The sequence below is a fragment of the Pseudomonas sp. TCU-HL1 genome (assembly GCF_001708505.1).
Lineage (GTDB): Bacteria > Pseudomonadota > Gammaproteobacteria > Pseudomonadales > Pseudomonadaceae > Metapseudomonas.
This window is the reverse complement of sequence record NZ_CP015992.1, coordinates 5,795,419-5,807,515: the sequence shown is the minus strand read 5'-3', so window position 1 is coordinate 5,807,515 and position 12,097 is coordinate 5,795,419. Positions and strand designations below refer to the sequence as shown.

Annotated in this window: 11 protein-coding genes; 9 read left to right on the top strand and 2 right to left on the bottom strand. The window is 65.3% G+C overall.

Annotated elements, in window-relative coordinates:
- The first annotated feature begins 98 nt into the window (after window positions 1-98).
- The 4 genes from THL1_RS26585 (at window position 99) to THL1_RS26570 (ending at window position 2,613) form a co-directional block, all read left to right on the top strand.
- The gene (locus THL1_RS26585) at window positions 99-1,109 is read left to right on the top strand and encodes a class 1 fructose-bisphosphatase (protein ID WP_069086044.1); all 1,011 of its coding nucleotides are present in this window, start codon (window positions 99-101) and stop codon (window positions 1,107-1,109) included.
- 3 nt (window positions 1,110-1,112) lie between these two features.
- Window positions 1,113-1,712 carry a DUF924 family protein gene (locus THL1_RS26580; RefSeq protein ID WP_069086043.1) on the top strand — a complete coding sequence of 200 codons (600 nt, stop codon included), beginning with the start codon at window positions 1,113-1,115 and terminating at the stop codon, window positions 1,710-1,712.
- 68 nt (window positions 1,713-1,780) lie between these two features.
- Complete coding sequence (gene bamE / locus THL1_RS26575) at window positions 1,781-2,035, top strand: outer membrane protein assembly factor BamE domain-containing protein (RefSeq protein ID WP_069086042.1); 255 nt, start codon at window positions 1,781-1,783, stop codon at window positions 2,033-2,035.
- On the top strand, window positions 2,032-2,613 hold the full coding sequence (locus THL1_RS26570; RefSeq protein ID WP_069086041.1) for a lipocalin family protein: 582 nt from the start codon (window positions 2,032-2,034) through the stop codon (window positions 2,611-2,613). The genes bamE and THL1_RS26570 overlap by 4 nt, the downstream gene beginning before the upstream one ends.
- A gap of 207 nt (window positions 2,614-2,820) precedes the next feature.
- On the opposite strand, the gene THL1_RS26565 is transcribed toward THL1_RS26570, so the two are convergent.
- Window positions 2,821-4,185, bottom strand: coding sequence for a formimidoylglutamate deiminase (locus THL1_RS26565; RefSeq protein WP_069086040.1), 1,365 nt, complete (start codon window positions 4,183-4,185; stop codon window positions 2,821-2,823).
- Window positions 4,186-4,377: 192 nt separating this feature from the next.
- Between THL1_RS26565 and hutC the strand changes: the two genes are divergently transcribed.
- Both hutC and THL1_RS26555 read left to right on the top strand, forming a co-directional pair.
- Window positions 4,378-5,130 (top strand): histidine utilization repressor, encoded by a 753-nt coding sequence (hutC, locus tag THL1_RS26560; protein ID WP_069086039.1) that lies wholly within the window; start codon window positions 4,378-4,380, stop codon window positions 5,128-5,130.
- The gene (locus THL1_RS26555) at window positions 5,127-5,714 is read left to right on the top strand and encodes a HutD family protein (RefSeq protein ID WP_069086038.1); all 588 of its coding nucleotides are present in this window, start codon (window positions 5,127-5,129) and stop codon (window positions 5,712-5,714) included. The genes hutC and THL1_RS26555 overlap by 4 nt, the downstream gene beginning before the upstream one ends.
- A 396-nt stretch (window positions 5,715-6,110) precedes the next feature.
- Here the strand turns inward: THL1_RS26555 and THL1_RS26550 are convergent, their stop codons facing one another.
- The gene (locus tag THL1_RS26550) at window positions 6,111-7,256 is read right to left on the bottom strand and encodes an IS110 family transposase (protein ID WP_069082015.1); all 1,146 of its coding nucleotides are present in this window, start codon (window positions 7,254-7,256) and stop codon (window positions 6,111-6,113) included.
- 150 nt (window positions 7,257-7,406) lie between these two features.
- On the opposite strand from THL1_RS26550, the gene THL1_RS26545 reads away from it, so the two are divergent.
- From THL1_RS26545 to hutH, 3 genes are all read left to right on the top strand, one after another.
- Window positions 7,407-8,414: an ABC transporter substrate-binding protein gene (locus THL1_RS26545; RefSeq protein WP_145928390.1), complete on the top strand. Its 1,008-nt coding sequence runs from the start codon at window positions 7,407-7,409 to the stop codon at window positions 8,412-8,414.
- Between the two features lie 289 nt (window positions 8,415-8,703).
- Window positions 8,704-10,374, top strand: a complete 1,671-nt coding sequence (gene hutU / locus THL1_RS26540) for a urocanate hydratase (protein WP_069086037.1) — start codon at window positions 8,704-8,706, stop codon at window positions 10,372-10,374.
- Window positions 10,375-10,376: 2 nt separating this feature from the next.
- Complete coding sequence (gene hutH, locus THL1_RS26535; RefSeq protein ID WP_069086036.1) at window positions 10,377-11,909, top strand: histidine ammonia-lyase; 1,533 nt, start codon at window positions 10,377-10,379, stop codon at window positions 11,907-11,909.
- Window positions 11,910-12,097 lie beyond the last annotated feature (188 nt).

Sequence of the window (12,097 nt, the reverse complement as noted above, 5' to 3'; positions counted from 1 at the left end):
CAACCGTGGCCGTTTCAGCACCTTCCATCCCGCTGAGAGGCATTGCGAATCGACTCGCGCTAAACTGCGCGCATTTTTCCACCCTCCGGAGCCATTCCATGTCCCGCGTTACCCTGAGTCGCTACCTGATCGAGCAGACCAGAAGCCACAACACCCCTGCCGATCTGCGCTTCCTCATCGAGGTCGTCGCGCGCGCCTGCAAGGAAATCAGCCATGCGGTGTCCAAGGGTGCCCTGGGTGGCGTACTCGGCAGCATGGGCACCGAGAACGTGCAGGGCGAAGTGCAGAAGAAGCTGGACGTGATGTCCAACGAAATCCTGCTGGAAGCCAACGAGTGGGGTGGCCACCTGGCCGGCATGGCGTCCGAGGAGATGGACAATGCCTACCAGATTCCCGGCAAGTACCCGAAAGGTGCCTACCTGCTGGTATTCGACCCGCTGGACGGCTCCTCCAACATCGACGTGAACGTGTCGGTAGGCACCATCTTCTCGGTGCTGCGTTGCCCCGAGCAGCACCTCTCCCAGAATGACAGCCTCAACGAGCAGGCCTTCCTTCAGCCGGGCTCCAGGCAGGTCGCTGCCGGTTATGCCATCTATGGCCCGCAGACCATGCTGCTGCTGACCCTGGGCGACGGCGTGAAGGGCTTCACCCTTGACCGCGAGCTGGGCAGCTTCGTGCTCACCCACGACAACATCCGCGTGCCGGAAACCACCGCCGAGTTCGCCATCAACATGTCCAACGAGCGTCACTGGGAAGCCCCGGTGAAGCGCTACGTCAGCGAGATGCTGGCCGGCAAGGAAGGCCCGTTGAGCAAGAACTACAACATGCGCTGGATCGCCTCCATGGTGGCCGACGTGCACCGCATCCTCACCCGCGGTGGCATCTTCATGTACCCATGGGACGCCCGCGAGCCGGAGAAGCCCGGCAAGCTGCGCCTGATGTACGAAGCTAATCCGATGTCGTTCATCATCGAGCAGGCCGGCGGCGCCTCGACCGATGGTCGCCAGCGCATCCTCGATATCCAGCCGACCTCCCTGCACCAGCGCGTGCCGGTGTTCCTGGGCTCCAAGGAAGAAGTCGCCCGCGTTACTGGCTACCACCAGGAGTAAGCCGTGACGCCCTGGCAGCCGCTGCTCGACTGGTGGTTCGGCCCCGAGGCCATCGCCAGCGAGACCGCAGCGGCGCGCCAGAAGCTCTGGTTCGGCAAGAAAGACAGCCAGGACATCGAGGCGCGCGAGCGCTTCGGTGACCTCGTCGAGCAGGCCCTGGCCGGTGGGCTCGGCGACTGGGCCGGGCAGCCCGATGGCTGGCTGGCGCTGGTCCTCCTACTGGACCAGCTGCCGCGCATGATCTTCCGCAACACCCCGCGCGGTTTCGCCGGCGACGCCCGAGCCCAGGCGCTGGTGGCTGACGGCCTGGCCCGTGGCCTGGAGCGGAAGCTACCCCCCATTCGCCAGGTGTTCATCTATCTGGTGCTGGAGCACGCCGAGGACCTGGCCAGCCAGGAGCGCGCCCTCTATTGCTATCGCCTGCTGCTGGACGGCGCCGCTGCGTCGGAACGGGAGCTGTTCGAAGGCTTTCTCGATTTCTCCGAGCGCCATCGCGTCGTCATCGCCCGCTTCGGTCGCTTTCCGCATCGCAATGCCGTTCTTGGCCGCCCCTCCAGCGCCGAAGAATCCGCTTTCCTGCTGGAACCCGGCTCACGCTTCTAGGTTCAAATGGGGCACTCTCGCGACCGCTGTGCCAAGCTTGTCGCGTCCTATCCACCAAGGAGTGCTCCATGTCCCTGCGTACCCTCGCCCTCTTGTCCTGCTGCCTGGTGCTGGCGGCCTGCAACAAACTCAGTCAAGAGAACTATTCCAAGCTCAAGTCCGGCATGACCAAGGCCGAGGTGGAGCAGCTGCTGGGCAACCCCACCGAATGCGCAGGCGCGGTCGGCTTCACCAGCTGCACCTGGGGAGATGAGAAGGCGTTCGTCAGCGTGCAGTACGCCGGAGACAAGGTGCTGATGTTCTCCGGCAAGGGACTCAAGTGAAACGCCTGGGCGCATTGCTGGCGGCGCTGCTGCTGGCAGGCTGCGCCAGTCATGGCGAGGACTCGCAGCCGCCGCGCACGGTGGCGGCGGTGGATCTGGAGCGTTACCAGGGCACCTGGTACGAGTTGGCGCGGTTGCCGATGTTCTTCCAGCGCGGATGCGCTCAGTCCGAGGCCCATTACAGCCTGCAGGGTGACGGTAGCGTGGGTGTGCTGAACCGCTGCCGCACCCTGGACGGCGACTGGAAGGAAGCCCGTGGCAACGCCGTGCCCCAGGTGAAAGGCCATACCGACAAACTCTGGGTGCGTTTCGACAACTGGTTTTCCCGACTCTTCCCGGGTGTTGCGAAAGGCGATTACTGGGTGCTCTACCTGGACGACGACTACCGCACCGCCGTGGTTGGCAACCCGGATCGCAAGTACCTCTGGCTGCTCTCGCGCACGCCGGTGGTATCGGCGAAGACCCGCGAGCAACTGCTGGAAGTGGCGGAAGAACAGGGATACGACACCGACCTGCTGATCTGGCGCGTGCCGGACAATGCCCTCACCCCCAGCCCCCGCTCTGCGCCCCAGCCCTGACGCTGCGCGTCAGGGCGCTTATCGGCACCGGAAGCAGTGCTTCCAAAAGCGTGCCTCTTCGCCCCTGAAGAGGAGAGGGGTGACTCGCGCCTGGCACCGCGAAGACCATCGGCGACTCCGAGTCCTTCCAGGCATTGAACCTGCCACCGGCACGGACAAGCCCCCCTCGCCCTTCAGGGAGAGGGGCGGGGGAGAGGGTTATCCGTGTCAGCGCAGGACTTCCTTCAACACCCCCGCAAACGCCTTTGCCGTTTCCACTTCGGCCGCATGCCTGCCGTCCCGTACCACCCACTTACCCCCTACCATCACATCGCGCACCTGGCGATCGCCGCCGGCAAACAGCCAGCGGTTGAGCAGGGCATCGCCTTCGACCGTGGCGAGGTAAGGGTCGTTACCATCCAGCACAATCCAGTCAGCCCGCTTGCCGACGTCCAGGGCGCCTATGGGTTGGCCGAGGGCTTGGGCTCCGCCGGCCAGGGCGGCGTCGAACAGGGTGCGTCCGACCTGGGGCTGGTTGGCGCGGTAGAGGCGATTGCGGCGCTGATCGCGCAGGCGCTGGCCGTATTCCAGCCAGCGCAGTTCCTCCACCACGCTGACCGATACATGGCTGTCGGAGCCTATGCCCAGGCGACCGCCTCGGGCGAGGAAGTCCACCGCCGGGAAGATGCCGTCGCCCAGGTTGGCTTCGGTGGTCAGGCAGAGGCCCGCCACTGCGCCGCTGGACGCCATGGCGGCCACTTCGTCCGGCTCGGCATGGGTGGCATGGACCAGGCACCAGCGCTCATCCACCGGAGCGTTTTCATACAGCCATTGCAACGGCCGGCGGCCGCTCCAGGCCAGGCAGTCGTCCACTTCTTTCTGCTGCTCGGCGATATGGATATGGATGGGGCGCTTGTCGTGCTCCGCTGCCAGCACCGCGTTGATCTGTTCGGGAGTCACCGCGCGCAGGGAGTGGAAGCACAGGCCCAGTTGCTGGTTGGGCTGGCGGGCGATCTCGCCGCGCAGGCGTTCCTGCAGGGTCAGGTAGCTGTCGGTGCTGTTGATGAAGCGGCGTTGCCCGTCGTTGGGCGCCTGTCCGCCGAAACCGGCGTGGCTGTAGAGCACCGGTAGCAGGGTCAGGCCGATGCCGGCATCGCGGGCAGCCTGGCTGACGCGCAGGGACAGTTCTGCAGGGTCGGCGTAGCGGCGGCCATCGACATCGTGGTGCACGTAATGGAACTCGGCGACGCTGGTATAGCCGGCCTTGAGCATCTCGATATAGAGCTGGCGGGCGATGACCTCCACCTGCTCCGGGTCGAGCCGGCCCACCAGCCGGTACATCAGGTCGCGCCAGGTCCAGAAGCTGTCATTGGGGTTGCCCGCCACTTCGGCGAGCCCGGCCATGGCGCGCTGGAATGCATGGGAGTGCAGGTTCGGCATACCCGCCAGTACCGGTCCCGCGAGCTGTTCGGCGCCTTGCGGATTGGCATCGGCAACGACCTGTTCGATCAGGCCCAGGGAGGAAACTTCGAAGCGGACGTTGCGTGCCCAGCCCTGCGGCAGCAGGGCGCGTTCTGCGAAGAAAGCGGACATGGTAAGGCCCCGGAGATGGGTTGTTTTATTTGTATATACATATACAGATGTTTGTGGGTAACGTAAACTCACGTCAGTCGCGCACTTGTCTGGAGTTGTCGAATCCGGTACATGCCGGAAGCGGATAACCGGCTCCGGTCTCCGCCTGTCTACTTCCCAGGGCCCTGCCTCTTCGCCGACAAGGAGTTTCCCGTGCCCAGTTCGCCCGCCGCGCCATCTTCACTCTCCGCCCAGATCGGCGACGCTCCCGCACCGCTTTATGCGCGCGTCAAGCAGATGATCAGCCAGCAGATCCAGAGCGGAGCCTGGCCGCCACACTATCGCGTGCCGTCCGAGAGCGAGCTGGTCAACGAACTGGGGTTCAGCCGCATGACCATCAACCGCGCGTTGCGCGAGCTGACCGCCGAAGGGCTGCTGGTGCGCATGCAGGGCGTGGGCACCTTCGTCGCCGAGCCCAAGGGCCAGTCGGCGCTGTTCGAAGTGCACAACATCGCCGAAGAGATCGCCGCACGCGGCCATCGCCATCATTGCGTGGTGGTCAGCCTGGTGGATGAAGTGGCCGGCCCCGAGCGTGCGCTGGCGCTGGACTTGCGTGAGGGGCAGCGGGTGTTCCACTCGCGCATCGTGCATTTCGAGAACGATGTGCCGGTGCAGATCGAAGACCGCTTCGTGAACCCGTCCGTCGCCCCGGATTACCTGAAGCAGGACTTCACTCGCCAGACGCCCTACGCCTACCTGTCCAGCGTGGCCCCGCTGACTGAGGGTGAGCACGTGGTCGAGGCCATCCTGGCCGACGCTGATGAATGCAAGCTGCTGCAGATCGAGCGCGGCGAGCCCTGCCTGCTGATTCGCCGGCGCACCTGGTCCGGGCGTAATACCGTGACCAGCGCGCGCCTTCTCTACCCCGGCTCCCGCTACCGCCTCGAAGGACGTTTCGGTTCATGACCCCATCCCGCCTGCTACGCGCCGCCGATTACCCCCGCATGCCGTGGAAGAACGGCGCCGGTTCCACCCTGGAAATCGCCCGCGATGCAGGTGACGGTCTCGACGGCTTCGGCTGGCGGTTGTCCATTGCCGATGTCAGTGAGTCCGGCGGCTTTTCCGCGTTCACCGGCTACCAGCGCGTCATCACCGTGCTGGAAGGCGCCGGCATGCACCTGGAGGTGGATGGCCAGCGCTCCCGCGATCTCACTGCCCTGGATGCCTTCGCCTTCGATGGCGGCAGCGTGGTGCAGTGCGAGCTGATCGACGGGCCGATCCGCGACTTCAACCTCATCTACTCGCCGCAGCGCTGCGCCGCGCGCCTGCAATGGCTGCGGGTCGAGGGTGAGGTCAGGTTCTTCTCGTCCGCGAGCACCCTGCTGCTGTTTGCTGCCGACGACGGTGTGACCCTCGATCTCGACGGCAAGCGTTCCGACGTGCTGGGTCGGCATGATTGCCTGCACCTCGAAAACCCCGGCGCTCTCGCCCAGGTAACGCTGAACGGCAACGGCTCCGCCTGCTGCCTGATCGAGCTGACGCCGCGCTAAGGCGCACGGCCAATTCATCTTGTAGGGGCGAATTCATTCGCCAAGCAGGCCGGAGGTCTGCCTTACAAGGCCCGAAAGAGGGCAGCTGCGCTGCCCTCGGCGAATGAATTCGCCCCTTCTATGAAGATCTCGGTGTCAAGGCCTGTTCCTCCGATTCATGACTTGGGGCACGCATCAAGGCAGCGGGGCATGCTGCTCGTGAGACCTAGCGTCTCACCACCTTCTATCCGCTGGTCACGAGGACCAACACGATCCTGCTTGCGCGTTGCGCTCAGGCATACCCCTTTGCACCACACCCTTTCTACAAGATCGGTCATCGCGCTGATGACCCGGGCGAATTACGGGCGTGTTGACTGCGTAACTCTTTCGTCGCGGCTCGCTGGCTGAGTGGTGGTGTCAGGGCACGGCTTTCAGTGTTGCACCCGCCGGCAGCTCACCGCGCTCCAGGTAGCGCCACAAGGCGATCACCAGGCGTCGCGCCAGGGCCACGATCGCTACCCGTCGACTGCGACGGCAATCACCGCCGGCCTTCTTGGCGAACCAGTGGCTGAGGGCGCTGTTCGGCTGGTAGTGCAGCCATAGCCAGGCCTGTTCGACCAGCAGCGCGCGGACCCGGGGATTACCCTGCTTGCTGATGCCCTGGTCGACCCGCAGCGTGCCGCTGTCGTAGGGCGAGGGCACCAGGCCAACGCAGGCCCCCAACTGACGGCGGTTGCGAAACTGCCGCCAGAACAGCTCGAGTACCAGTTGCCGGGCGCCGACGGTGCCGATGCCGCGCAACTGGCTCAGTCGCGCCACTTGTTCGGCCTGGCGGGTGCCGAAGCGCTGCGCGTGTTCGTGCTCCAGCCGCCGCAGCTGGGTCCGGGCCTCCTGCCAGCGTTGCAGCTCCCGCTGCAGGCGGGCCTGCAGCGCCGCCCCCAGCGCCTGGCCAGCCCAGTCCTGCAGCGTGCCCTCGGCCAGTTGTTGGCGGCCGGCACGATCCAGCCGGGTCCAGCAGCCCACCGTCGCCAGCAGCTTCTCGATCCGGTTGCGGTGCTGCTGCAGCTCGCGCTGCAACTGCTGGCGCTCGCGCCCCCAGTGCCGGCGATCCTCGTCCTCGACGCTGGGCGGGCACACCACCTGAAAACGCCGCTGCTCGCCACGCAGCCAGGCCAGCAGGGCCTCCACCAGGCGCAAGGCGTCCAGCCGGTCAGTCTTGGCCAGACGCCTCCGCCGCGCCATCAGCAGGCTCGCTGGATCGATCACCAGGACCTCCAGCGCACGCGCCTGCAAGGCGCGCTGTAGCCAGAAGCCATCCTGGCCCGCTTCATACACCACGACCACTCTGGCGGACGCTGGCAACGCCCAGAGCGCGCGCGTCTCCGCGATCGTTTGCACCACCTGCTCCAGGCGCGCCAGGGGTTGCGGTGCGTCGACTGTCTTCAGCCGGGGGGCGCGCCGGGCATCACTCAGCGCCACTTTCCAACTGGCCCTGGCCAACTCCAGCGCCACTGCCAAGACCGGTTCGTTCGCACTATGCTGTTCAACGTAGGCCGTTCGCATGTCGATTCCTCCTCTGGGCCAAACCTTCTATCCCCCGGATTAAGAATCGGCGTGCGGGCGGCCTTTGCATAGGATCTACAGGACCGGGCACGATGCCGCTACAGGGTCTACACCTAACCCTGTCGCTCGCCATGCCTGCCGGAGCCGTCCATGCCCCGCCACAGTGTTCTCGCCGCCATCGCCCTGTCCCTTGCCCTGCCTGCCTCGCTGGAGGCCGAAGCCGCCGAATGCCCTTATCCCAAGCCCGTGGTGCTGGCCGGGCTGAACTGGGAAAGCGGCATGTTCACCACCGAAGTCCTGCGGGTGCTGCTGGAGAAGGGCTTTGGCTGCAAGACCGACGTCCTGCCCGGTAACACGCTGACCATGGAAAACGCCCTGCGGCAGAACGACATCCAGGTGATCGCCGAGCAGTGGGCCGGACGCAGCGAGCTGTGGCGCAAGGCCGAGGCGGCGGGTGAGGTCTTCGCCGTTGGCGAGCCGGTCAAGGGCGCTACCGAGGGCTGGTGGGTGCCCGAATACCTGGTGAAAGGGGAGGGCGCGCCCGCTGCGGGATTGCGCTCGGTCAGCGACCTGCCGCGTTTCAAGGCGCTGTTCAAGGACCCGGAGGATCGCACTAAAGGTCGTTTCTACAACTGCCCCACCGGCTGGACCTGCGAGGGCGTCAACAGCCAGAAGCTCAAGGCTTATGGCCTGGAAGACAGCTACGTGAACTTCCGCACCGGCACCGGCCCTGCGCTGGATGCGGCCATCAGCTCGGCCATTCGCCAGCGCCAGCCGATCCTCTTCTATTACTGGTCGCCAACACCCTTGATGGGCCGTTACCCGTTGGTGCAGCTGGAAGAGCCGCCCTTCGACCAGAAAGCCTGGGAAACCCTGATCGACCCAAGCAACCCCAAGCCGATCGGCACCCGCTCGCTGCCGGCGAAGATCTCCATCGGCGTATCCCGCGACCTGCACGAGAAAGCGCCGGCGCTAGTGCAGGTGCTGGAGAAGGTGGAAATCCCCTTGCCGTTGTTCAACCGCATCCTCGCGCGCATGGCCGAAGAACGCATCGAGGCTGGCCCCATGGCTGATGCGTTCTTCCGCGAGCACCGGAATATCTGGTCGCACTGGGTGCCGGCGGACGTGGCCCAGCGAGTGGATGCGTCCTTGAAATGACTGTTACCTGAATACTCACCTGGGTACGTGGCTGCTTCGAAATCGGGCATGTCACCCGGTCGGTAACAGTTTTCTCACCTTTCTTTTCTATACTTGTCTATACAGGATAATAGGCTGGCGCCCTTGCTCGGTAAGGCCTCCAGCTGTCCTCCCTGGTTGTCTGCCGGATTTTGGCCCTTGGCTTGCATATGCTTGTATGTACAAGTTCATATGTGTGCAGATATCTTCTGCTTCCCCTGCCGATAGGCAGAGACGCTGCCCACCGCTACCACCCTACGAGGAGCCAGGCATGACCAAATTCCGTGACACCGAAATCCGCGCCCCGCGTGGCAACAAGCTGAACGCCAAAAGCTGGCTGACCGAAGCGCCGCTGCGCATGCTGATGAACAACCTCGACCCCGAGGTGGCGGAAAACCCGAAGGAACTGGTGGTCTACGGCGGCATCGGCCGCGCCGCGCGTAACTGGGAGTGCTACGACAAGATCGTCGAGACTCTCAAGGAACTGAACGAAGACGAAACCCTGCTGGTGCAGTCCGGCAAGCCGGTCGGTGTGTTCAAGACTCACGCCAATGCGCCGCGCGTGCTGATCGCCAACTCCAACCTGGTGCCGCACTGGGCGACCTGGGAACACTTCAACGAGCTGGATGCCAAAGGTCTGGCCATGTACGGCCAGATGACTGCCGGCAGCTGGATCTACATCGGCAGCCAGGGCATCGTCCAGGGTACCTATGAAACCTTCGTCGAGGCTGGCCGCCAGCACTACAACGGCAACCTCGCCGGTCGCTGGGTACTCACCGCCGGCCTCGGCGGCATGGGCGGCGCCCAGCCCCTGGCCGCGACCCTGGCCGGCGCTTGCTCGTTGAACATCGAATGCCAGCAGACCAGCATCGATTTCCGCCTGCGCAGCCGCTACGTCGACGAGCAGGCCGCCGACCTGGACGACGCCCTGGCGCGCATCGCCAAGTACACCGCCGAAGGCAAGGCCATCTCCATCGCCCTGCTGGGCAACGCCGCCGAGATCCTGCCTGAGCTCGTGCGTCGTGGTGTACGTCCGGACATGGTCACCGACCAGACCAGCGCCCACGACCCGTTGAACGGTTACCTGCCGATCGGCTGGACCTGGGAACAGTACCGCGACCGCGCACAGACCGAGCCGGCCGCCGTGGTCAAGGCCGCCAAGCAGTCCATGGCCGTACATGTACAAGCCATGCTCGACTTCCAGAAGATGGGCGTGCCGACCTTCGATTACGGCAACAATATCCGCCAGATGGCCAAGGAAGAGGGCGTGGCCAATGCCTTCGACTTCCCCGGCTTCGTCCCGGCCTATATCCGTCCGCTGTTCTGCCGTGGCATCGGCCCGTTCCGCTGGGCCGCGCTGTCGGGCGACCCGCAGGACATCTACAAGACCGACGCCAAGGTGAAGGAGCTGATCCCGGACGACGCCCACCTGCATCGTTGGCTGGACATGGCCCGCGAGCGCATCAGCTTCCAGGGTCTGCCGGCGCGTATCTGCTGGGTCGGCCTGGGCCTGCGCGCCAAGCTCGGCCTGGCCTTCAACGAGATGGTGCGTAGCGGTGAACTGTCTGCCCCCATCGTCATCGGTCGCGACCACCTGGACTCCGGCTCGGTCTCCAGCCCGAACCGCGAAACCGAAGCCATGCAGGACGGTTCAGATGCCGTTTCCGACTGGCCGCTGCTCAACGCCCTGCTGAACACCGCCAGCGGCGCCACCTGGGTGTCGCTGCACCACGGCGGCGGCGTGGGCATGGGCTTCTCCCAGCATTCGGGCATGGTCATCGTCTGCGATGGCACCGACGAGGCTGCGGCTCGGATCGCCCGCGTACTGACCAACGACCCAGGCACCGGCGTGATGCGCCATGCCGATGCCGGATACCAGATCGCCATTGATTGCGCCCGCGAGCAGGGCCTGAACCTGCCGATGATTGGCAAAGGAGCTTAAGTGTGAACGTGCTGAACCTGAAACCCGGAACCCTGACCCTGGCGCAACTGCGCCAGGCCTTCCTCGCCCCCGTGCAAGTGACCCTGGACGCCAGTGCCGGCAAGGCCATCGACGCCAGTGTTGCCTGCGTCGAGAGCATTGTCGCTGAAGGCCGCACCGCCTACGGCATCAACACCGGCTTCGGCCTGTTGGCTTCAACCCGCATCGCCCCGGCCGATCTGGAAAAGCTGCAGCGTTCGCTGGTGCTGTCCCACGCCGCCGGCGTCGGCGAGCCGCTGGACGACGCCATGGTGCGCCTGATCATGCTGCTCAAGGTGAACAGCCTGGCGCGCGGTTTCTCCGGTATCCGCCGCAAGGTGATCGATGCCCTTGTCGCGCTGATCAATGCCGAGGTCTACCCGCACATTCCGCTGAAGGGCTCGGTGGGCGCTTCTGGCGACCTGGCGCCCCTGGCGCATATGTCCCTGATCCTGCTTGGCGAGAGCAAGGCGCGCTACAAGGGCCAATGGCTGCCGGCTACCGAGGCCCTGGCGGTTGCCGGCCTGGAGCCGCTGACCCTGGCCGCGAAGGAGGGCCTGGCCCTGCTCAACGGCACCCAGGTCTCCACCGCCTACGCCCTGCGCGGCCTGTTCGAGGCCGAAGACCTGTTCGCCGGCGCCGCCGTGTGCGGTGGCCTGAGCGTCGAGGCCATGTTAGGTTCCCGTGCTCCTTTCGATGCGCGTATTCACGCCGCCCGCGGCCAGCGCGGCCAGATCGATGTGGCCGCCGCCTACCGTGACCTGCTCACCGCCAGCACCGAGATCGCCCGCTCCCACGAGAAGTGCGACAAGGTGCAGGACCCGTACTCCCTGCGTTGCCAGCCGCAAGTCATGGGCGCCTGCCTCACCCAGCTGCGCCAGGCCGCTGAAGTGCTGGAGATCGAGTCCAACGCCGTCTCCGACAACCCGCTGGTGTTCGCCGAAGAGGGCGATGTGATTTCCGGCGGCAACTTCCACGCCGAGCCGGTGGCCATGGCCGCCGACAACCTGGCCCTGGCCATCGCCGAGATCGGCTCGCTGTCCGAACGCCGCATCTCGCTGATGATGGACATGCACATGTCCCAGCTGCCGCCCTTCCTGGTGGAGAACGGCGGGGTCAACTCCGGCTTCATGATCGCCCAGGTCACTGCGGCTGCGCTGGCCAGCGACAACAAGGCCCTGGCCCACCCGGCCAGCGTCGACAGCCTGCCCACCTCGGCCAACCAGGAAGACCATGTGTCGATGGCCCCGAACGCCGGCAAGCGCCTTTGGGCCATGGCCGAGAACGTGCGCGGCATCCTCGCCATCGAATGGCTCGGCGCCTGTCAGGGCCTGGACTTCCGCGAAGGCCTGAAGAGCTCGCCGAAGCTTGAAGAGGCTCGCGGCCTGCTGCGCGCACAGGTGTCCTACTACCAGGAAGACCGTTTCTTCGCCCCGGACATCGAAACCGCCAGCACGCTGCTGGCCAGCGGCTGCCTGAACCGCCTGATGCCGGCGAAGCTGCTGCCAAGCCTGTGAACCTGAAGTAGGGAGCGGTAAGGCGGGGCGCGAACGTCCCGCCCGGGGTCGGGAAGACCGCAACTGCTTGAGGTGCCCGGGACGATCACGAGTCGTCACCGGTCGTCAAAAACAACAATTGCCAGTCACTGGCACCGGAAGCCGGCACAACCGGCTTCTGCCGATGAACGAACTGCCTTAACCCCTTA

Coding starts and splice junctions, on each gene's coding strand:
- THL1_RS26585 (WP_069086044.1), top strand. CDS start 99: ATGTCCCGCGTTACCCTGAGTCGCTACCTGATCGAGCAGACCAGAAGC.
- THL1_RS26545 (WP_145928390.1), top strand. CDS start 7,407: ATGCCCCGCCACAGTGTTCTCGCCGCCATCGCCCTGTCCCTTGCCCTG.
- hutU (WP_069086037.1), top strand. CDS start 8,704: ATGACCAAATTCCGTGACACCGAAATCCGCGCCCCGCGTGGCAACAAG.
- bamE (WP_069086042.1), top strand. CDS start 1,781: ATGTCCCTGCGTACCCTCGCCCTCTTGTCCTGCTGCCTGGTGCTGGCG.
- THL1_RS26555 (WP_069086038.1), top strand. CDS start 5,127: ATGACCCCATCCCGCCTGCTACGCGCCGCCGATTACCCCCGCATGCCG.
- THL1_RS26565 (WP_069086040.1), bottom strand. CDS start 4,185: ATGTCCGCTTTCTTCGCAGAACGCGCCCTGCTGCCGCAGGGCTGGGCA.
- THL1_RS26550 (WP_069082015.1), bottom strand. CDS start 7,256: ATGCGAACGGCCTACGTTGAACAGCATAGTGCGAACGAACCGGTCTTG.